The sequence below is a fragment of the Novosphingobium sp. genome, from assembly GCF_030696665.1.
GTDB lineage: Bacteria > Pseudomonadota > Alphaproteobacteria > Sphingomonadales > Sphingomonadaceae > Novosphingobium.
On record NZ_JAUYRV010000052.1, the window covers coordinates 74,300 to 93,494 of the forward strand.

Consider the following 19,195-nt stretch of genomic DNA (forward strand, 5'->3'; position numbering starts at 1 on the left):
TTACGGGGGTTCGACAGAAGCGGGTTTGCACTGCTAGAGGAGCGCGATGACCCTCCGCCTTGATAGCTCACTTGCCTGGAAGACCGCCACGCGCCTTGTCGCCACCAACCGCGATGTGCTGATCGCGATTGCGGGGGTGTTCTTCCTAGTGCCCAGCCTTGCGTTTTCAGTGTTCGTGCCCGAACCGCAAATGGCACCGGGCACGCCGCCGGGCGAGATGATGGAAAAGATTGCCGATATGTGGACGGCCTCGATGCCGCTGCTGATCGTCGTCACGCTGCTGCAGATGGCGGGCACCGTGACCATGCTGATCGTGATGACCGACCGCAACCGCCCGATGGTGGGACAGGCGATTCGCCGAGGCTTTATGGCCCTGGGGCCTTATGTGCTGGCGCAAATCATGGTCGGCGCGGCGCTGGGCATGGGCTTCCTTGTGCTGGTAAGCGCAGCGGCGCTGACCGGTCAGCAGGCGATTGGTGCCGTGGTGATCATCGGCGCTTTCATCGCGATGATCTGGTGCAGCCTGCGCATGGCGCTTGTCGCCCCCGTGCTGGCGATCGAGGCAGAACGCAACCCGGTGCAGGCGCTCAAGCGATCGTGGGCGCTGACCAAGGGCAATTCGGGCCGGTTGCTGGCGTTCTTCATGCTGGCAGGGCTACTGTTTGCGGTGGTCTATGGCCTTGCCATGATGCTGGTGGGCGTGGTGCTGGTGCTGACCACGGGCGGCGGCGTGCAGCAGGTGCTGACCGCCGCGGTTTCCAGCACGCTGACAGCGGGCGCGCTGGTCTATTTCGTGGCGATTCTGGCAGCGGTCTATCGTCAGCTGGCCGGAGACACTGCAGACGAGATCGGCAACATTTTCAGCTGAAGCGAAAGGCCGAAAGCCTATTCCTTCCAGCCCCAGCTGATCACGCAGGGTGGCACGTTGACCGGTTCGAAACCCTTGTCGATGCGGCGGAAGAACTGTCCCATCAGATCGCGCGCGCGCGCCGTATACTGATAGACGAGGAACGCGCCGCCGGGCCGCAGCACGCGATGCGTGGCCCCCATGATCGCCGGTCCCACGCCTTCGGGCAGGTTCGAGAAGGGCAGGCCCGAGAGCACATAATCAGCGTGATCGAAGCCGTTTGCCCGGACGATTTCTTCCACGTCAGACGCCGAACCGTTCACCGCGATGAAGCGGCTGTCACCGATGGTCTTCTGCAGATATTCGATGAAATCGGGGTTGGTATCAATCACGATCAACCGGCCATCACGGCGCAGCTTTTCCAGCACGGGGCGGCAGAACGTGCCCACGCCGGGTCCGTATTCCACGAAAAGACGGCATTCTTCCCAATCGACGACCGACAGAACGCGCTCAATCGTGCGGTTCGATGACGGGACAATCGCGCCGACCATCGCCGGGTGCTTGAGAAAGCCCTTGAAGAAGATTCCGGCTGGGCCGAGCAGGCGTTCCGCCTTGCGCTTTGCCCGCTGGAGAAGGGGCTGGCGCGCAACCTGGGTCGAAGTCATTGCAGGAAGATGTCCTCTGCCGGTCAGAATAGCTGCAGCGAGTCGCAAATTTGTCACGGCATTGCAAGCACGGACCGCCACGGCTACCCCGAAGATGAAGAACCAATCGTGGAAAATGCTGCAGGACCGGACATGAACGAAGGCCCAATACGTCTGCCGAAGGAGCGCATGGCGCTGCTTTTTGCAGTCATGCTGGTAACAGCGGCAGGCAACACGGCGATGCAATCTGTCATGCCTTCTATCGGCACGCGGCTTGGTATTGCAGACGTTTGGGTAAGCCTTGCCTATTCATGGTCGGCACTGCTGTGGATGCTGCTGGCCCCGTTCTGGGCACGGCGATCCGACCGGCGGGGGCGCAAGGCGATGATGGCGCTGGGGGTGATCGGCTTCATCCTCTCGTTCACATTATGCGGGTTAATTCTCCATTTCGGTCTCAATGGCTGGTTCAGCGCAGTGATGACGATGAGCCTGTTTGCCCTGGCAAGATCATTCTACGGGCTGCTTGGTTCGGCAGCGCCACCTGCGGTTCAGGCCTATGTTGCAAGCCGCACAGGACGCGCGGATCGCACAAGGGCGCTGTCGCTCGTCGCCTCCAGCTTTGGCCTTGGTACAGTGCTTGGTCCCGCGCTGGCACCGCTGATGATCCTGCCGGGCTTGGGGCTGGTAGGACCGTTCGCCATCTTTGCAGTGATGGGTGTGATCGTACTGGTGCTGCTACGCACGCGCCTGCCCGATGACGACCCACGCTTTGCCGCGCGGGGCGAAGTTATGGCAGCCCCGTTCAGCGCATCGTCCAATCCGCGCATGCCGGAAAACGAAGAGAACGGACATCCGGATGGCTCCCCCGGCGAACTGCCCGCAGCCGAACCGCAACATACCGGGGCCGACCGCCTGCGCTGGTCGGATCGCCGCCTGCGTCCGTGGCTGATGGCGGGGCTGATCGGTGGGCACTCGCAAGCAATGGTGCTGGGCGTGATCGGCTTTCTGCTGCTGGACCGTCTGGGCCTGCGCGGTGATCCCGATGCGGCGGCTGGGCCGGTCGGGCTGGTGCTGATGGCGGGCGCTGCGGCGACGCTGCTGGCGCAATGGGGGCTGATCCCGATGCTGAGCATGGGGCCGCGCACTTCCACGCTGTGGGGCATGGGGCTGGCCGCGTTCGGCATCCTGCCCATCGCGGTGGGTGAGGATCTGCACACTATCGCGGTTGGGTTCGCCATAGCCTCGCTTGGCTTCGGACTGTTCCGCCCCGGCTTTACATCGGGGGCAAGCCTTGCTGTAAGCCCGCGCGAACAGGGGCAGGCGGCCGGGGTGGTCACGTCGGTCAACGGCGCGGCCTATATTGCGGCCCCGGCCATCGGTGTGTGGCTGTATAACCATTCGCAGTGGTTGGCGTGGGGCGTGATGGAAGCGCTGGCGATTTCGGTGGTAGTGCTTTGTGCGCTGACACTGCGCAAAGACCCGGTGTGATGCTTGCAAACCCCGGGGTTTAGCGCCAAGCGGCGCGCGCGATGGTGCAACAATCCAGCTCCCAGAAGGTCATTGCGCGCGGGGCCGGCTCCAACGCGCTGAGCTTCGTGATCCGCTTCGCGGCGCGTGCCGGGTTCCTCTATGTCGGCGCGCGGCTCTATGGCGCAGCGAATTATGGCGTGTTCACGATGGCGAGCGCGATGGTGGAACTGGCGGTGCCGGTCGCCAGCCTTGGCCTGAAGCGCATGATTTTCCCGTGGCTGGAAGAGGAAACCGCAACGGGCAAACTGGCTACGCACGTCCTGCTCGATGCCCTGCTGCTCGCAATGGTTGCGGGGCTGCTGGTTTCGCTGGTCATGATCGGCGGCGTGTTGCTGGTGCCACAGGGCGCTGTTTCGGACGCGCTGCGGCTTGCCATCGTGCTGCTTGCCCCGTCCGTGCTTGGCCAGATCACTGGTGACATCGCGCTTGCCGCCACGCGCTGGACGCACAAGATGCGTTATGAGGTGATCGGGCGAGGCTTGGTTGAGCCTTATGCGCTGACCGGTGTAGCGCTCGCCGCATGGCACTTCGGCTTGCAGGATACCGGCATGCTGATCGGCTATTGGGCCGGGTCAATTGCGCTGGCGGCGTTTTCGGTTTGGAGCGCGCGGCATTGCCTTGGTTCGCTGCATCTGCGGCGCTGGCGACCAAGCCCTGCGGCGCTGTTGCGGCGGGCACGCGCGCTAATCCCCGCCAGTGGCAGCGATTTCCTGACGACGCTGGCGCAGCGCATCGACCTCTACCTCGTCGGCTTCCTGCTCGGCGATGCGCCGGCGGGCGTTTACGGCGTGTTGCGCCAGTTGCGCACCCCCATCCTGCAAGTGCGGCAGGCCTTTGACGGCATCCTCACCCCACTGACTGCCCGCACCATGCGCAGCGATGGCGATGTGGTGACAGGGGAGGCCACCGCCGCTGCCACCCGCGTCGTGCTGACACTACAACTTGGCGTGGTGCTGCTGATGGCGGCGACCGGCGACCTGCTGCTTGGTCTGTTCGGCGTGCGCCAGCCGGGGGCCTATGCTGCACTGTTGGCGATGGTGCTGGCAGAGACGGTCAACGGCGCATTCGGCGTGTCGGAACTGATTCTCTATTACCGCCGCCCTGCGCTGGCCCTGCAAGTGAACTTCGTCCTGATTGCGATTGCTGCACTTGCCATTCCGCTGCTGACACCCGACTATGGCATCGTCGGCGCGACAATTGCCATGTTGGTTGCGGCCCTGTTTGCGGCGGGCCTGCGCCGTCACTGGCTGGTTGGGCTGGGCGTCAGGCCTCCCCTGCTCCATGCCTCTGTACCGATTGCGGCGGCGAGCATCGCGGTACTGATGGGCCTTCAGGGCGCAACCGTGCTGCCAACAACATGGCCTGCCGCCCTACGCAACGCTGCACCGGCGCTCATCGCGCTCGCACTCTACGCGCTGTTCGTGGCAATGTGGCGCAAGGCGCGGCCCGGCGTGCTTTCGCTAAACCGTTACAGGATCAGCTGAACGCAGCCGATGCTGGCGGCGGCGGACCATCCAGCCGCGATGCCGTGGCCATCGCCGCGCGGTTATGCAGCTGGACCGAGATCGCCAGCAAGACGTTGAGCACGACCGCCTGATAGAAGAAATACCACACCGGACTGCCCGCGATCATCGCCAGCCCCAGCACGATAGCGCGGGGATTGGGGCCGAGCAGCTTGAGGAAGCTGAGCAGCGGTTTTTGTTCACGCGCCACTTCGGCCCGGATTGCCATAAGCCGCGCATCATCGCCCGATGCCATTGCCGCGCTCACTGCCGCGTCGATCTGGCGGGCGTGGGGCGTCATCCCGGCGGCAAGGTGAAGGTAGGCGCGCGCAATCGGTTCAAACACACGGGCAAACACGCCGCCCGAACCAAACAGCCCGGACCCATTGTCCTTGGAATTGTTCAGCCACGGCACGCCATAAGTCCAGTACTGGTAGAACCGGCGCTGCACTTCGACATGGTTGGACTGCACGATGTGCGAAAGCCCCGCTGCCACGGTCCACGCCCAGGCCGGCCCTGCACCGATCTGCCGCGTGAGCACGAAGGCAAGCAGCACATAGAGCACGATGTGGCTGGCGTAGTCGCAAATGCCATCAACCATTTCGCCAATCGGGCTGGACCGCCCGGTAATGCGCGCCAGATCGCCGTCAGCGCCATCGACCACGTGCCAGCTCATGTGCAGCACCAGCCCCAGCATCGCGCCCCACGGCCAGCCCAGCGCCCACGTGCCGCCTGCGGCGTCCATGTTGAAATAGACGACGCCCGCAGCAACCACCAGCAAGCCACCGAACACCGACACCATGTTGGGCGTCAACGGGGTGTGTGCCAGCGCACGCGCAAGCCGCCATGCGAGCGGATGATAGAGGTGGAAATTCAGGCCATCCTGCATTTCGCGCGGGCGTTTCGGACGTTCGATCGCCCCTGCCCGTTTTGCCACGTTCACCCTTGCGATCCCTTTGCGATTGCCGTCTTGGCGCAACCGGTAGCCGTGTCTATAGCCCGTGGGAAGGGCTGGCGACGCACAGTAAAGGGCACAGGCGCTTGATACCTCCGTTTTTCGTCGCAATTCCGGCAAGTTCGTATCTAAGACGCCGGATCGGCGGCCTGACCGGGATCGCGCGCGGCGTGATCCTTGCAGACCTTGTGGGCGCGCAGCACGTGTTCATCATTGCCGATCAGCCTGTTGCAGAGGACTGGCACAAGAGCTTTGCTCTGCGCATACGCCCCCTGCCGCAAGTCACTGTGGTGGCCAAGCCTGCAGAACTCCCGCCCGGTACGGCCCTGCTGCCTGCAGACGCGCTGCCGACCAAGACCGCGCTTGAGGCTCTGGCTGAAGACCCGGCGCTGGTGCTTGTTAGCGGTGACCCGAGCCTGATCCGCGAGGAGAGCGATCACGCCACTGTCATGGCGCTCTTGCGCGCCACGCTGAAACCCACCGAAGGCCCGGTCGGGCGCTGGATCAACCGGCCCATCTCGTTCCGAATGTCCGCACTGGCGCTCAGGCTTGGCATCGGCCCGGATCCGATTACCTGGTTCACGCTGGCGCTGGCGATGGTCATGGCGGTGGTCCTCGGGCAGGGCGGGGTTGAATGGCTCGCGCTTGGCGGATTACTGTTCCAGATCGTTTCGGTCACCGATTGCGTCGATGGCGATATCGCGCGCGTTTCGTGGGCGATGAGCCGGCGCGGCGCGTTGCTCGATACCGCGTGCGACACCGTGGCCAATCTCGGCTTCGTGATCGGGCTTATGACCGGCGTGATGCGGACTTATGGTCTGCAATATGCCTGGATCGCGCTGGCCTGCGTCGTGCTGCTGGTTTGCGGAATCGTGGCGATGAGCATTCTGGTGCGCATCGGCCCAAAGCGCGGAAGCTTTGACGTGCTGCGCGCCGCGCTTACCCAAAGGCTGGACGGGCGGCCCATGCTGCAAACCGTAACGCTGACAATCGAGCGCCTGTTCAAGCGGGATGTCTATGTGCTGGTGGCGTGCGGCTTTTGTCTGTCGGGCCTCGCCTGGGTGCTGCCGGGAATGTTGCTGGTGGGGCTGTGCATCTGGCTTGGCGCAGTGGCATGGTGCGCGCCCCTGATCGTAGCCGATACCGAGGGTCTGCTGCTGCCGCCGCACATGCGCCAGTTGTAAACCATCGCTGTAAGATTGCCGTAACAGCAAGGCATCATGGTTGTTCCCCCCTTGCAGGATGCCAAGGGTTCCCCCAAATTGACGGTGATTTGATCCGCAACCGGGAACCGAGGCAACGAATGATAGGCGTGATCCTGGCTGCGGGCCGTGGAAGCAGGCTCGGCGATGCGACCGAGTCCCTACCAAAGCCGCTGATGGCCGTAGCAGGGCGTACCTGCCTCGATTTTGCGATAGAGGCCCTGCTCGCGGTGGCAGAGCGTGTGGTAGTGGTGACCGGCTATCGCGCCGAACTGATCGAGCACCACATCGCCCGCGAATGGGGACAAGCGCCAGTGCGCACGGTGCGCAACACCCAGCTGGAAGCAGGCAATCTAACCTCGCTCGGCGCTGCGCGCGAACTGATCGGCGTCGAATCGTTCGTGCTGACCAACGCTGATCACCTGTTCCCAAGTGACATGTACACCCGCCACTTCGCCCTTTCGGAACACGGCATCGGCATCGCCTGCGAACGTGAACGGCCGGTCCTGCCCGATGAGATGAAGGTGATCGAGAAGGACGGACTGCTCATCGCAATATCAAAGACCCTGCCGAAGTACGACGGGGCCTACATCGGAACGACTTTCGTTTCTCAAGGCAGCCTTGCCGCATATTGGGAGGCCTTCGAGCGCGTCTACCACAACCATGACATCGCGTCCGCTTCGGTCGAGATGGTGCTCGACGAACTTGCACTCACCGCTGCGCCACAGATTCACTGGCTATCGGGCCTCAAATGGTTCGAGGTGGACACGCCTGAAGACCTTGCCGTGGCGCGCGAAAGCCTGATCGTATGACAATCGAGGCGGACGAGGCAGTCGGCGCAGACGTCAAAGTGCTGGTGTTCGATCTCGACGGCACGCTGGTGCCGACGATGGAAGACTATGCCAACCGCGCAGCACAACTGATGGAAGAGGCCTTCGGCACACCCTTTGCGCAGGCGCGCCACTCGTACTTCGCCACCTCTGGCCTGCCTTTCGAACGCCAGTTGCGCCAGCTCTACCCCGGCCACGAGACAGACCCTGTTGCCGAACGGTTCGAAGCGTGGAAGGACGGCTACCTTGCGGGAATCACAATTTCACCGACCGTTGCAGGCTTGCTTGAAGGCTGGCGTCGTCAGGGCTTGCTTGTGGCGATCTCGTCGAACAATCTTGAAGTCTATGTTGACCGGCTAGCGCAGGACTGGCCGGTCGATTGCGCATTCGGGTATCGCGCCGCCCGCGACGACGACCCCGGCTTTGCCAAGGGCGAGCCGCACTTCGCGGCTCTCGAACAGCGCTTCGGCGTTTCCCGCTCTGCATTCCTGTTCACCGGAGATTCACCGAACGACGCGCAAATCGCCGCAGCGGCCGGGGTGCGGTTTCGCGCACTGCTGACCGATGCGTTCTGTGCGGACGATTTCGAGAAGGTTGTGCCGGGGACCGAAACCCTGACCTCGCTTACCGAGCTTAGCGGACTGGCCGAGCTTGGTGGCGTTTTTGCCACAGTTATGGCAAACGGGTAACAGCATGCGAATGACTTGCGGAAACGCACTATCGCATGCGGCATTTTTCGGTTAAGGGCCGCGTCCCATCGGAAGATGTTGTCTCTTGCGCGCCTGCATGTGAGTGCTGCGCAGGGCACAGGATGCGGATGAGGGGCGCGGAAAACGGGATCGGCAATGCCGGTCTCTCTTGCGTTTCCTCATGACCAACTGAGGAATCGGCTTGCATTCGATGGCATTTCGGTATTTTGAGGCAGTTTGATTACAGCCGCTTTAATGCGCCTGTCTGATAGGGATCGTTATTCATGAAGCCAATCAAGGTCGCCGTGATCGGCGTGGGCAACTGCGCTAGCTCGCTGGTGCAGGGTGTAGCCTACTATCGCAACAACAATTCGTCGCAAGGGCTCATCCACGACCGTATTGGCGGGTATGGCGCCGGTGACGTCGATTTCGTGCTCGGCGTCGATGTCGATGCGCGCAAGGTCGGCAAGGATATTGCCGAAGCCATCTTCGCAGCACCAAACAACACCACGGTGTTTCAGGCCAATGTGCCGATGACTGGTGCCAAGGTCATCATGGGCCGCGTGTCTGACGGTGTTGCCGCGCACATGACCACGGTGGGCGAAAAGGGCTTCATCGTTGCTGACGAAGCCGAAGCGACGCAGGAAAGCATCGTCAAGGCTCTGAAGGAAACGGGCGCCGAAGTGCTGCTCAACTTCCTCCCCGTCGGGTCGCAGGAAGCTACCGAATTCTACATGGAATGTGCGCTTGAAGCCGGCGTTGCCGTCGTCAACTGCATGCCTGTATTCATCGCTTCGACCCCTGAATGGGAAGCGAAGTTCCGCGACAAGCGCATCCCGATCGTCGGTGACGACATCAAGGCCCAGGTTGGCGCGACGATCGTTCACCGCGTCCTGTCCAGCCTGTTTGCGGCACGCGGCGTCAATGTTGAGCGCACGTATCAGCTCAACACCGGCGGCAACACCGATTTCATGAACATGCTCGACCGTCAGCGTCTGGGCAGCAAGAAGGAATCGAAGACCGAAGCCGTGCAGGCGATGCTTGCCACGCGTCTGGCCGACGAAAACATCCACGTTGGCCCTTCGGACTATGTTCCTTGGCAGAAGGACAACAAGCTGTGCTTCATCCGCATGGAAGGCCAGCAGTGGGGCAATGTTCCCATGAACCTCGAACTTCGCCTTTCGGTCGAAGACAGCCCGAACTCGGCAGCTTGCGTGATGGACGCGATCCGTTGCTGCAAGGTTGCGCTTGATCGTGGTGAAGGTGGTGCGCTGATCGGCCCGTCGGCCTACTTCTGCAAGCACCCGCCGCAGCAGTTCAACGATGATGTCGCCGCCCAGATGGTCGAGGAATATGCCTCGGTCGAAAAGCTGGCCGCCGAATAAGCATCGGCGCTTCGCGCAGAAATTGGGGCCGACCGGACAGATGTCTGGTCGGCCCTTTTCATTTGGTGACGAAGTCGTTAGGCGGAGTGCCGTCATGGATGCCCTGATCATCGCCGCAGGTTTCGGCAGCCGTCTGGCTGACCTTTCGCCATCAAAGCCGCTCACGCCGGTCGCGGGGGTGCCGCTGATCGAGATTGGCGTGCGCCAGGCAATGCTGGCGGGAATCACCCGCGTCGTGGTGGTCACTGGCCATCATGCCGACATGCTCGAAACATTCCTTGCCGATTTGTCATTGCGCGCGGGGATTGAAATTGTGCCGGTGCGGCTGACCAACTGGTCCACGCCCAATGGCCATTCTGTGATGGCCGGTGCCACGCGCTGCGACGGCAATTACCTGCTGATGATGGCAGACCACATGTTCGATGCCGATATTCTTGCCCGGCTGATGCTGGAAGGCAGGCCGGATCGCGGCGTCACGCTGGCGGTGGATCGCCGGATCGACAACCCGCTGGTCGATCCCGACGATGCAACATGGGTGAAGATGGACGACGACGGCCGCATCACCGCCATCGGCAAAACCATCGCGCCCTACGATGCGGTCGATTGCGGCGCGTTTCTGGCCACGCCCGAACTTGCGCTGGCTATCCGCGATGCGATTGCGGAAGGGAAATCAGGCAGCCTTTCAGACGGGATGCAGCGTCTGGCCGATGCCGGGCGCGCCGCCACAATGGACATAGAGGACGCATGGTGGATGGACGTGGACGACCCACGCGCCCACGCCCTTGCCGAAGAACTCGCGCCTTGGCAGCTTGCCCGGACATTCGCAGAAATCGGCGTTCCGGCCGGCGGCCAGTAGACCTTACGGATACTTAAGGTGAATGCGGGTCGACAGGCCCGACTTGGCGATGTTCAACCGTACCGACCGGAACGAGGGAATGCTCGCGATTGTCGGCGGGTTGTTTGAAAAGCCGAAGCCTTCCTCGGGAATGCCCAGCACACCGCTGCGCTTGATGTTCGTGCTCGAATCCTCGTCATGGTACACCGCCAGCGCATAAACACCGGGCTTCGGTACATAGAGGCACATGCGCGTTTCCGGCGCACTCGCATCAACCCGGCCCACGTAGAGCGAACCCTTCTTGGCAAGGAACTTGCGCGGCTCATCGGCATAGAGCGTAACCGCCATCAGTCCGTTCCCGTTGCGGACGCCGTCAACGGTTACATTGATCCAGGTGTCGCTTACAGGCCCTGCACATTTCGGTGCTGCAGCATTTGCTGCGCCGCTTATGGCAGTCAGCGGAACGACGGCAGCAGCAAAGGCAATGGCCGTGGCGTACCAACGTCTCGGCATGGTCATGATCAAAAAGCCCCGATTTCGATGTGTCTGTCTGGTCGATGCGCTGCAGGTTTTGCCTTTGATCGCGGCGGTAAACCGCGATTGTTACGCCTTCGTTCCGTCTGTTTTCGCCGGCGTCATACCGGCATATTTCTGGATCGTTAAGTAAGATTCGCGCCGTGAACGCCCCCTGAACCCTGCCGCAACGCAGCGTTCAGCGTCAAACCGCCTCCGTTCCGGGACATTCCGTGTGGATAAGCCTGTGCAAACCGCTTGTTACCCCGATTCGCCAAAGCTAAGCGCAGAACAGTGGGGTGGCCATTTTCGGCGCCGGTGCGTGTTCGAATGACCCTGCCTCCGCATGCAGGATAATGCCGCCCAATGACCCCGCTGATTTCCCCTTCGATACTTTCCGCTGATTTCGCCCGCCTTGGCGAAGAAGTGCGCGCAATTGACGAAGCTGGTGCCGACTGGATTCATGTCGATGTGATGGACGGCCACTTCGTGCCCAACATCACGATCGGCCCGATGGTGGTAAAGGCGCTGCGCCCGCACACGGCAAAGCCTTTCGACGTTCATCTGATGATCTCTCCGGTTGACGGCTATCTGCAGGCCTTTGCCGATGCCGGGGCCGATATCATCACCGTCCACCCCGAATCCGGCCCGCACATCCACCGCACGGTGCAGGCGATCAAGGGCCTGGGCAAGAAGGCGGGCGTCTCGCTCAATCCGGGAACGCCGGCCAAGATGCTGGATTACCTGATCGACGACGTGGACCTGGTGCTGATCATGAGCGTGAACCCCGGCTTTGGCGGGCAAAGCTTCATCACCAGCCAGCTGCGCAAGATCGAGGCAGTGCGCAAGATGATCGACAAGACGGGCCGCCAGATCCATCTCGAAGTCGATGGGGGCGTCGATACCAACACCATCCGCTCCTGCGTGGATGCCGGGGCCGATGTGCTGGTTGCCGGAACCGCCTCGTTCAAGGGCGGGCCATCACACTATGCGGCAAACATCGCCGCGCTGAAGGCTCTGGGCTGATATGGTAGACAGCGGCTTCCCCCTCACCGGAAGCCGCCCTGCGGCCGCCATTGCCCGCCGCGCCATACCACTCGATGCAACGCAGGAGGAACCGCTGGCAGAGCCGTCCGACAGCCCGCTTCCTACCCGCACCGACCATGCGGCTGCTCCGATAGCGTCCGATACGGCTGCGGTTGAACCGGGTGTGGTCGAGCCGGGCCGCGCTCTCGCACTCACCGATTTTGCGCCACCGTCGGTTGGCGCGGGCGACAGGCTGGTGCGCTTTGCCTATAGCCTAGGCCTGCCTGCCAGCGCGATCCACCCTTTCCGCAAGCGGGCAAAGACGCGGTTGACCGCCACGGTCCAGCCGCCACTACCCGGCGATGCCGCTGCCGGAAAGGCCCTGCGCGCCGGACACTTCCTGATCCACGGCTTCAAGTCTGCCATTGCAGACACGGCCTTTTCCGGCCCGCGCCTGCCTCCGCCGTTCGAACGCATGATCCACGGCTTTCGCTGGCTGCGCGATCTGGAATCCGGGGGCACCCGCGCGCAGTGCGCACAAGTGGCCGAACGTGTCCTTACAGCCTGGATCACCGCCAATCCCAAACCCGATCCCACACCCGCGTGGGACATAGGCAATGTCGGCCACCGCCTGCTCAACTGGATGGTCCACGCCCCGCTGGTCCTCTCAGGGCAGGACCGCGCCTTCCGCGCCAAAGTCCTTGGCACCATTGAGGACACCGCGCGCTGGCTCGACCGACGCGTTACCGGGGCTGACAATCGGCTGAGCGAAGTGGCAGGTTGGTGCGGCCTTGTTGCCACGGGCCTGATCATGGCCGATTCCAAGCCGCGCCGCCTCTATGCCGAAGCGGGGCTGGTGAAGGCACTGGGCGAACTTGTCAGCGACGATGGCGGCGTGCTTTCGCGCAGCCCGATCTGCCAGATCGAGGCCATCGAACTGCTGATCGCCCTGCGCGCCTGCTACGAAGCGGTGCGCGAAGATCCGCTGCCCCAGATCCAGACCATGCTGACCCTGCTGGTGCCGCCGCTGCTGGCGTTGCTGCACGGCGATGGTGGCCTCGGCAACTGGCAAGGCTCCGGCGCGATTTCTGCCGATGCCATCGACACACTGATCAAGGCCAGCGGCGTCCGCACTCGCCCGCTGCGCGATGCGCGGCAGTGGGGATACCAGCGCGCCACGGCAGGCAAAACAGTGCTGCAGTTCGATGCCGGGCCGCCGCCAGTCGCCCGCCATGCGCGCGATGGTTGCGCCTCTACGCTGGCGTTCGAATTCAGCCACGGTATGGACCGCCTGATCGTCAACTGTGGCGGCGCTGCCTTCGCAGGGGGCCTGATCCCGCTGCGGCTTGAACAAGGCCTGCGCGCCACTGCCGCGCACTCCACGCTGACAATCGACGATTTCAACTCCACGGCCGTGCTCATCAACGGTCGCATTGGATCGGGTGTGTCCGAGGTGGAGGTGGACCGCCGCACGCTTTCAGCAGACGCCAGCGGCCCCACCGGCGCAGGTGGCGGTGCCACGCGGATCGAGGCCAGCCACAACGGCTATGTCAGCCGCTATGGCCTCATCCACCGGCGCATCCTGATCCTGCGCGATGACGGGACAGAGCTGCGCGGCGAAGACCTGCTCCTGCCATCCGGGCGCAAGGGTAAGCGCGGCACCATCGGTGTTGCCTTGCGCTTCCATCTCGGCCCGCATATCGAACTCGCCGCCAGCACGGATGGGAAAGGCATTTCGCTTGCCCTGCCCGATGGCAGCCTGTGGCAGTTCCGGTCGGGCCGCGATCCCGTCTCGGTTGAGGAAAGCCTCTGGGCAGACGGTCAGGGACGGCCCATCGGCACCCGCCAGCTGGTCGTCACCGCCAAAGTTCCCCGCAGCGGAGAGAGCTTCTCCTGGCTGCTCAAGAAGATGCGATAGAACAGGAATTTCCACGTGAGCGAAGTTACGATCAAGCGGGCGCTGCTTTCGGTGTCCGACAAATCCGGCCTTGTCGATCTGGGCAAGGCCTTGGCCGCGCGCGGCGTTGAACTGCTCTCGACCGGCGGCACCGCCAAGGCACTGCGCGATGCAGGCCTGACGGTGAAGGACGTGTCGGAGCACACCGGCTTTCCCGAAATGATGGATGGCCGCGTTAAGACGCTGCACCCCACGATCCACGGCGGACTGCTGGCCGTGCGCGACAATCCCGAACATGCCGCTGCGATGGCCGAACACAACATCGGCGCAATCGATCTCGTCGTGGTCAATCTTTACCCCTTCGAAGCGACCGTCGCCAAGGGCGCTGCGCGTGACGAAGTGATCGAGAACATCGACATCGGCGGCCCTTCGATGGTGCGCTCTGCTGCCAAGAACCACGATTACGTCACGATCCTCACAGATCCGGCGGACTACGCTGGCCTGCTGGCGGAACTGGAAACCAGCAACGGCGCAACCAGCCTTGCCTTCCGCCGTCTGATGGCCGCGCGGGCATTTGCCGCCACCGCCACGTATGACAGCATGATCAGCCAGTGGTTCGCCTTTGCCGATCAGCAGCAGATGTTCCCCGAAACACTGGCCGTGATCGGCAAGCGCGTCGAGGAGCTGCGCTATGGCGAGAATCCGCACCAGAAGGCTGCGCTCTACGTGCCCCGCGGCCCCTTCGCCACGGGCATCGCCCAGGCAGAACAGGTGCAGGGCAAGGAACTGTCCTACAACAACTACAACGATGCCGACGCTGCTTTTGAACTCGCTGCCGAATTTCGCGGGCAGGAACCAGCCGTGATCATCGTCAAGCACGCCAACCCTTGCGGCGTGGCGCAGGCATCCAACCTGCTCGAAGCGTGGCACGGTGCGCTCGCTTGCGACGATGTTTCGGCTTTCGGGGGCATCGTCGCCACCAACGTGCCGCTGGATGGCCCTACGGCCAACGCGATCTGCGAGATCTTCACCGAAGTGGTGATCGCACCTGCGGCCGACGATGCGGCCAAGGAAGCCTTCGCCCGCAAGAAAAACCTGCGCCTGCTGCTGACGGGCGATCTGCCTGATCCGCGCCGTGGCGGGCTGATGGTCAAGCCTATCACCGGCGGGTTGCTGGTTCAGAGCCGCGACAACGGCGTGGTCTCACTTGATGACCTCAAGGTCGTGACAAAGCGCCAGCCGACCGAGCAGGAACTCAAGGACTGCCTCTTTGCCTGGACCGTGGCGCGCCATGTGAAGTCCAACGCCATCGTCTATGCCAAGGACGGAATCACTGCAGGCATCGGCGCAGGCCAAATGAACCGTCGTGATTCCAGCCGTATTGCCGCGATGAAAGCTGCCGAAGCCGCCGAAAAGTTTGGCTGGCTCCATTCGCGCACGGTCGGGTCGGCTGTCGCCTCGGATGCATTCTTCCCGTTCGCCGATGGCCTTATGGCCGCAGTCGAAGCGGGCGCAACCTGCGTCATCCAGCCCGGCGGATCGATCCGTGACGAAGACGTGATCAAGGCTGCCGATGAAGCGGGGCTTGCAATGGTGTTCACCGGCATGCGCCACTTCCGCCACTGAGGGGACAACCAGCGCAAACGAAAAGGGCCGGCCCCACGCGGGGACCGGCCCTTTTTCATGTCACCGCCGAACGGCGCTCAACGATAGAAGACGTGTCCGTCCACCTTGGCCATGCGGGTCTTGCCCCAACGCGGCGAAACATAAGTGGCGTGGAAGAACATTGCGCCCTCGACCGGGCTTTTCCACAAGCCCTCGTCAGCAATCCGCGCGATGCGCATGGCAGTTTGCCACGCGCGGCTGTCACGGTTGATCGCAGGCATCGAGCCACCCCGAACAAACGAGAACTGCGAGCGCTGGAACACTACGCCGCAGTACGACGCGGGGAAGCGGCCAGAATTGGAACGCGCCACGATCACACGGCCGACAGCAAGCTGCCCGGCCAACGATTCGCTCTTGGCTTCAAAAAACACGGCGCCGGCAAGGCACTCAAGTTCTTTTGAAAGCGTGGCGGGAATATCGGTTTCTGCAACCAGTTCGGCAAGCGAGGAAGCGTTCGCTTCGCTGCGGTCTACCTCGGCGTCCTGCTGCACATCGGCAAGCGGCTGCACCACGGGCTGGGAAATGAAGGTCGCGGCGATGGCGACCGGAGCGTTAAGGCTCTGTGCGGCAGCTTGGGAACCGCCTGTGCTGAGAAGCGTAGTGATAAATGTCGCAGCCAGACTTAGCGTTGCTGCGTATTGGAATTTCTTGCTCATGCTTCATCGTCATTGGGCGGTGAGCTTCCGGTCATGGCGCGATATCGGGCCGGTCAGGCGGAATATTCCGCGTTACGGCGCGACATCGAAGGGCCATGTCGGTTGCCCCCCGTCTGCGTGCCAGCGCGATCGGCCCTCATGCCTCCCGTCACCGCCTGCGCAAAAATCGGTAGCGCGCCTTTAAACGGCGGTTCCCGAGAGTCAACCCGCGTTCAGGCGGCGGTCAGGTTGTCCCGGACGAAGCGTTCGCGATCCGCGACAGTCAGTTCAACTATCCACACATCCGGATCCTGCCCGCTGCGCCGGTCCAGATAGTCGTCAAAATCTGATTTATTGTCAGATACTTGGACCTTTACCTGGCTCCACTTTCGCGTTCCATCAAGCTGCGGCATACGTTCATACAAAACGCCAAGACCCTGATTTTCAACCATAACAATCAGGATGGTGCCACCGTCCCGCTCGCCCTTATGCAATACCATGCCAAAGCCGCCAACAGCCTGCGCGGCGCGGACGAATCCGTTCACTTCAAGGTGCGCGGGCAGCCGTGTGTCCACTCAGACCCTATCCGCGCTAGCAAGTACCGCGCGCAGGCCAGCATTATACCCATCAAGGCTGGAAAGCGGAATGCGCGAACGCTGGAACGTGCCTGTGCCTCGTCCCACTTCCTCACCATCCTCATCAATCAGCCGTGCTTCGGCTACCAGCACGCGGCGGCGGCCTGAAATCCAGCGACCTTCGGCGATCACGCGCCCGCCGTGAATGGGCTTGGTGAACAGCAGGTTGAACGATGTCGTCAGGAGGAAGCGATCAGTCACATGGGTGTTGGCCGCATAGAAAGCCGCATCGTCGAGCATCTTGAAATAGATCGTGCCATGCGCCGCCCCGGCGGCATGGAAGCAGGCCGGGGTCACATCGAAATGGATGCGCGAGAGGCCTTCGCCAATGATTTCAAGGCGGGATTCGAACATGTGGTTGATCGGAGCCGAACCGTAAAGGCCTTCAAGCGCGCGCCAATGGAGACTGGCGCTGTCGCCACCCCCAGCAGCGTCAACTTCAGGCTGCATCGCGATCAATAACGTTGACGAGCAGGCCGTAGAGTGCCTCGGCATCAGGGGCGGCGACCAGTCGTTCGTGCATGCGTTCATCGCGCATGAGGCGCGAGATCGCAGCCAGTGCCTGAAGATGCGACGCACCTGCCTGCGAGGGCGAGAGCAGGCCGAATACACAATCCACCGGCATCCCATCGGCGGATGTAAATTCAACCGGCTGGGCCAAGCGGAAAAACGCCGCGACAGGACGTTCAAGCCCGTCGATCCGGGCGTGGGGAATGGCCACGCCCCGTCCAAAGCCGGTACTGCCCAGCTTTTCACGCTCCTCTATCCCATCGATCACCGTTTCGGCATCAAGCGCATAGACCGACGCAAAGCACGCCGCGAGATCGGCAAGAATCTGCTGCTTGGTGTCCGCTCGCATCACACGCACGGCCTGAGGATCAAGGGTAAAAAGTGCCGTCATAACGGTAAGCATGTATCACAAGAGTGCAAATGCACGGTGAACCGGGCCGCGCAATGCGCCCGAATGTTTGTCAAAGCAAGCGCAAAGCCTTTGGTCACACTTTGAAAAAAGCCGCCGAACCGGGGGTTTGTCCTATCCCCCGGTACGGCAACGACCTTACTTTGGTTCCACCCAACCGATCGACCCATCGCCCCGGCGATAGACCATGTTGTGCAGCCCGGTGCCCGCATTCTTGAACAACAACGCATTGGTGTTGCGCAAATCGAGCATCATCACCGCGTCCGACACCGACGCTGTCGGCACATCGACGCGGGTTTCTGCGATGACCAGCGGTGCATCGTCAGGCGCATCGTCGCTCGCCTCGTCGTGGGCAAACACCGTGTATGCCGCGTCCTGCACTTCAAAGTTTGCTTCATCGGACTTGCGTGCGTGGTCTGCACCCTCATGCCGGTCCTTGATCCGGCGGCGATAGCGGCGCAGTTGCTTCTCGATTTTTTCGGCCGACTGGTCGAGCGCGATATGTGCGTCCTGCGCCACTGCGCTGCCCTTGAGGATCAGACCCTGCGTCACGTGCGTTACGATGTCACAGCGGAAACCGCCGTGCGGTGCCTTCCCCATTGTGACGTGCGAGGAAAGCGCTCGGGAAAAATGCTTGTCGACGATGGCGCCAAGGCGCTCTTCGGCATGAGTCTGCAACGCAGCGCCGGTATCGACCTGATGTCCCGAAACGCGAATATCCATAAGTCACTTCTCCTGTCACTCGGGCGAGCCGCCCCGATAGCCCAGATCAGCCAGCGCCTTTCAGCGCGACCAGATCGGCTCGCTAAATCCCGCCATGAATGCATCATGGCGGGCAAGCTCCTCCGCGCTCGCGGCATGCGGGCGCGGGGAACGGAAAGTGCGGGTAACGCTGCCTGAAACCATCACGGTCTCCTGCATCGCTACAGCCTCGGCCCTCGCAGCGACGTCTGCCGCAAGTTCAAGGCCGATCTGCCTGCCGCCCATCAGCTCAACATAGAGCTGCGCGAGCAGTTCCGCATCCAGTAGCGCCCCGTGCTTTGTCCGGTGGCTGCGGTCTATGCCGTAGCGCGAGCAGAGGGCATCGAGGCTGAGCTTGGCACCGGGATGTTTGCGGCGCGCAATCGCCACCGTATCGATCATCCGGTCCCGGCTGACGGGTTCCAGCCCGCACATTTCCAGCTCGTTGTTCATGAAGCCGAAGTCGAATCCGGCATTGTGCGCGACGAGCGGTGAGTCGCCGATGAAATCAAGGAACTCGCCGGTCTTTTCGGCAAACTTCGGCTTGTCGGAAAGGAACGTGATCGACAGTCCGTGGACCGCCTCAGCCTCAGCCGGCATGTCACGCTCAGGGTTGAAGTAACAATGGAAAACCGAACCCGTGGGCACCCGGTTGACCATTTCGATGCAACCAATCTCCACCAGCCGATCCCCGCTTCTGGGGTCCAGCCCGGTCGTCTCTGTATCGAAAACGATCTCACGCATT

20 protein-coding genes are annotated in these 19,195 nt (G+C 62.5%); 11 read left to right on the forward strand and 9 right to left on the reverse strand.

Annotation, left to right across the window (positions count from 1 at the left end; all coding sequences use genetic code 11):
• Positions 1-46 precede the first annotated feature (46 nt).
• Complete coding sequence (locus tag Q8R81_RS16720) at positions 47-868, forward strand: glycerophosphoryl diester phosphodiesterase membrane domain-containing protein (RefSeq protein ID WP_305619654.1); 822 nt, start codon at positions 47-49, stop codon at positions 866-868.
• Positions 869-885: 17 nt separating this feature from the next.
• Here the strand turns inward: Q8R81_RS16720 and Q8R81_RS16725 are convergent, their stop codons facing one another.
• Positions 886-1,512 (reverse strand): class I SAM-dependent methyltransferase, encoded by a 627-nt coding sequence (locus Q8R81_RS16725; RefSeq protein ID WP_305619655.1) that lies wholly within the window; start codon positions 1,510-1,512, stop codon positions 886-888.
• A gap of 168 nt (positions 1,513-1,680) precedes the next feature.
• Between Q8R81_RS16725 and Q8R81_RS16730 the strand changes: the two genes are divergently transcribed.
• Together Q8R81_RS16730 and Q8R81_RS16735 are read left to right on the forward strand one after the other, a co-directional pair.
• Positions 1,681-2,979 (forward strand): MFS transporter, encoded by a 1,299-nt coding sequence (locus Q8R81_RS16730; protein WP_371135393.1) that lies wholly within the window; start codon positions 1,681-1,683, stop codon positions 2,977-2,979.
• 41 nt (positions 2,980-3,020) lie between these two features.
• On the forward strand, positions 3,021-4,505 hold the full coding sequence (locus tag Q8R81_RS16735; RefSeq protein ID WP_305619657.1) for a lipopolysaccharide biosynthesis protein: 1,485 nt from the start codon (positions 3,021-3,023) through the stop codon (positions 4,503-4,505).
• On the opposite strand, the gene Q8R81_RS16740 is transcribed toward Q8R81_RS16735, so the two are convergent.
• A complete protein-coding gene (locus Q8R81_RS16740) occupies positions 4,498-5,466 on the reverse strand; it encodes a CDP-alcohol phosphatidyltransferase family protein (protein ID WP_305619658.1) in 969 nt (322 codons plus the stop codon). The genes Q8R81_RS16735 and Q8R81_RS16740 overlap by 8 nt on opposite strands.
• A 98-nt stretch (positions 5,467-5,564) precedes the next feature.
• Here Q8R81_RS16740 and Q8R81_RS16745 point away from each other — a divergent pair, with 98 nt between their 5' ends.
• The 5 genes from Q8R81_RS16745 (at position 5,565) to Q8R81_RS16765 (ending at position 10,440) form a co-directional block, all read left to right on the forward strand.
• On the forward strand, positions 5,565-6,662 hold the full coding sequence (locus Q8R81_RS16745) for a CDP-alcohol phosphatidyltransferase family protein (protein ID WP_305619659.1): 1,098 nt from the start codon (positions 5,565-5,567) through the stop codon (positions 6,660-6,662).
• A gap of 119 nt (positions 6,663-6,781) precedes the next feature.
• Positions 6,782-7,492, forward strand: a complete 711-nt coding sequence (locus Q8R81_RS16750; RefSeq protein WP_305619660.1) for an NTP transferase domain-containing protein — start codon at positions 6,782-6,784, stop codon at positions 7,490-7,492.
• Positions 7,489-8,199 carry an HAD family hydrolase gene (locus Q8R81_RS16755; protein ID WP_305619661.1) on the forward strand — a complete coding sequence of 237 codons (711 nt, stop codon included), beginning with the start codon at positions 7,489-7,491 and terminating at the stop codon, positions 8,197-8,199. Before Q8R81_RS16750 ends, Q8R81_RS16755 begins: the two co-directional genes overlap by 4 nt.
• 284 nt (positions 8,200-8,483) lie before the next feature.
• The gene (locus Q8R81_RS16760) at positions 8,484-9,584 is read left to right on the forward strand and encodes an inositol-3-phosphate synthase (RefSeq protein WP_305619662.1); all 1,101 of its coding nucleotides are present in this window, start codon (positions 8,484-8,486) and stop codon (positions 9,582-9,584) included.
• A gap of 94 nt (positions 9,585-9,678) precedes the next feature.
• The gene (locus Q8R81_RS16765) at positions 9,679-10,440 is read left to right on the forward strand and encodes an NTP transferase domain-containing protein (protein ID WP_305619663.1); all 762 of its coding nucleotides are present in this window, start codon (positions 9,679-9,681) and stop codon (positions 10,438-10,440) included.
• Positions 10,441-10,443: 3 nt separating this feature from the next.
• On the opposite strand, the gene Q8R81_RS16770 is transcribed toward Q8R81_RS16765, so the two are convergent.
• Complete coding sequence (locus Q8R81_RS16770) at positions 10,444-10,938, reverse strand: DUF2141 domain-containing protein (protein WP_305619664.1); 495 nt, start codon at positions 10,936-10,938, stop codon at positions 10,444-10,446.
• A gap of 360 nt (positions 10,939-11,298) precedes the next feature.
• On the opposite strand from Q8R81_RS16770, the gene rpe reads away from it, so the two are divergent.
• From rpe to purH, 3 genes are read left to right on the forward strand one after another with little or no spacing between them, the layout of a single operon-like run.
• A complete protein-coding gene (gene rpe, locus Q8R81_RS16775) occupies positions 11,299-11,958 on the forward strand; it encodes a ribulose-phosphate 3-epimerase (protein WP_305619665.1) in 660 nt (219 codons plus the stop codon).
• A 1-nt stretch (position 11,959) separates the two neighbouring features.
• Complete coding sequence (locus Q8R81_RS16780; RefSeq protein WP_305619666.1) at positions 11,960-13,876, forward strand: heparinase II/III family protein; 1,917 nt, start codon at positions 11,960-11,962, stop codon at positions 13,874-13,876.
• 15 nt (positions 13,877-13,891) lie between these two features.
• Complete coding sequence (gene purH, locus Q8R81_RS16785) at positions 13,892-15,481, forward strand: bifunctional phosphoribosylaminoimidazolecarboxamide formyltransferase/IMP cyclohydrolase (protein ID WP_305619667.1); 1,590 nt, start codon at positions 13,892-13,894, stop codon at positions 15,479-15,481.
• 77 nt (positions 15,482-15,558) lie between these two features.
• On the opposite strand, the gene Q8R81_RS16790 is transcribed toward purH, so the two are convergent.
• From Q8R81_RS16790 to dnaQ, 6 genes are all read right to left on the reverse strand, one after another.
• Positions 15,559-16,176 (reverse strand): cell wall hydrolase, encoded by a 618-nt coding sequence (locus tag Q8R81_RS16790; protein WP_305619668.1) that lies wholly within the window; start codon positions 16,174-16,176, stop codon positions 15,559-15,561.
• A gap of 212 nt (positions 16,177-16,388) precedes the next feature.
• The gene (locus Q8R81_RS16795) at positions 16,389-16,730 is read right to left on the reverse strand and encodes a DUF1491 family protein (RefSeq protein WP_305619669.1); all 342 of its coding nucleotides are present in this window, start codon (positions 16,728-16,730) and stop codon (positions 16,389-16,391) included.
• Positions 16,731-17,240 carry a PaaI family thioesterase gene (locus tag Q8R81_RS16800; protein ID WP_305619670.1) on the reverse strand — a complete coding sequence of 170 codons (510 nt, stop codon included), beginning with the start codon at positions 17,238-17,240 and terminating at the stop codon, positions 16,731-16,733.
• Positions 17,230-17,691, reverse strand: a complete 462-nt coding sequence (locus Q8R81_RS16805; protein WP_305619671.1) for a PTS sugar transporter subunit IIA — start codon at positions 17,689-17,691, stop codon at positions 17,230-17,232. Before Q8R81_RS16805 ends, Q8R81_RS16800 begins: the two co-directional genes overlap by 11 nt.
• A 156-nt stretch (positions 17,692-17,847) precedes the next feature.
• Positions 17,848-18,432, reverse strand: a complete 585-nt coding sequence (hpf, locus tag Q8R81_RS16810) for a ribosome hibernation-promoting factor, HPF/YfiA family (protein ID WP_305619672.1) — start codon at positions 18,430-18,432, stop codon at positions 17,848-17,850.
• 60 nt (positions 18,433-18,492) lie between these two features.
• Positions 18,493-19,194 carry a DNA polymerase III subunit epsilon gene (gene dnaQ / locus Q8R81_RS16815; protein ID WP_305619673.1) on the reverse strand — a complete coding sequence of 234 codons (702 nt, stop codon included), beginning with the start codon at positions 19,192-19,194 and terminating at the stop codon, positions 18,493-18,495.
• Position 19,195: the final 1 nt, after the last annotated feature.

Coding starts and splice junctions, on each gene's coding strand:
- Q8R81_RS16720 (WP_305619654.1), top strand. CDS start 47: ATGACCCTCCGCCTTGATAGCTCACTTGCCTGGAAGACCGCCACGCGC.
- Q8R81_RS16725 (WP_305619655.1), bottom strand. CDS start 1,512: ATGACTTCGACCCAGGTTGCGCGCCAGCCCCTTCTCCAGCGGGCAAAG.
- Q8R81_RS16730 (WP_371135393.1), top strand. CDS start 1,681: ATGGCGCTGCTTTTTGCAGTCATGCTGGTAACAGCGGCAGGCAACACG.
- Q8R81_RS16735 (WP_305619657.1), top strand. CDS start 3,021: ATGGTGCAACAATCCAGCTCCCAGAAGGTCATTGCGCGCGGGGCCGGC.
- Q8R81_RS16750 (WP_305619660.1), top strand. CDS start 6,782: ATGATAGGCGTGATCCTGGCTGCGGGCCGTGGAAGCAGGCTCGGCGAT.
- Q8R81_RS16755 (WP_305619661.1), top strand. CDS start 7,489: ATGACAATCGAGGCGGACGAGGCAGTCGGCGCAGACGTCAAAGTGCTG.
- Q8R81_RS16760 (WP_305619662.1), top strand. CDS start 8,484: ATGAAGCCAATCAAGGTCGCCGTGATCGGCGTGGGCAACTGCGCTAGC.
- Q8R81_RS16765 (WP_305619663.1), top strand. CDS start 9,679: ATGGATGCCCTGATCATCGCCGCAGGTTTCGGCAGCCGTCTGGCTGAC.
- Q8R81_RS16770 (WP_305619664.1), bottom strand. CDS start 10,938: ATGACCATGCCGAGACGTTGGTACGCCACGGCCATTGCCTTTGCTGCT.
- rpe (WP_305619665.1), top strand. CDS start 11,299: ATGACCCCGCTGATTTCCCCTTCGATACTTTCCGCTGATTTCGCCCGC.
- Q8R81_RS16780 (WP_305619666.1), top strand. CDS start 11,960: ATGGTAGACAGCGGCTTCCCCCTCACCGGAAGCCGCCCTGCGGCCGCC.
- Q8R81_RS16790 (WP_305619668.1), bottom strand. CDS start 16,176: ATGAGCAAGAAATTCCAATACGCAGCAACGCTAAGTCTGGCTGCGACA.
- Q8R81_RS16800 (WP_305619670.1), bottom strand. CDS start 17,240: ATGCAGCCTGAAGTTGACGCTGCTGGGGGTGGCGACAGCGCCAGTCTC.
- Q8R81_RS16805 (WP_305619671.1), bottom strand. CDS start 17,691: ATGACGGCACTTTTTACCCTTGATCCTCAGGCCGTGCGTGTGATGCGA.
- hpf (WP_305619672.1), bottom strand. CDS start 18,432: ATGGATATTCGCGTTTCGGGACATCAGGTCGATACCGGCGCTGCGTTG.
- dnaQ (WP_305619673.1), bottom strand. CDS start 19,194: ATGCGTGAGATCGTTTTCGATACAGAGACGACCGGGCTGGACCCCAGA.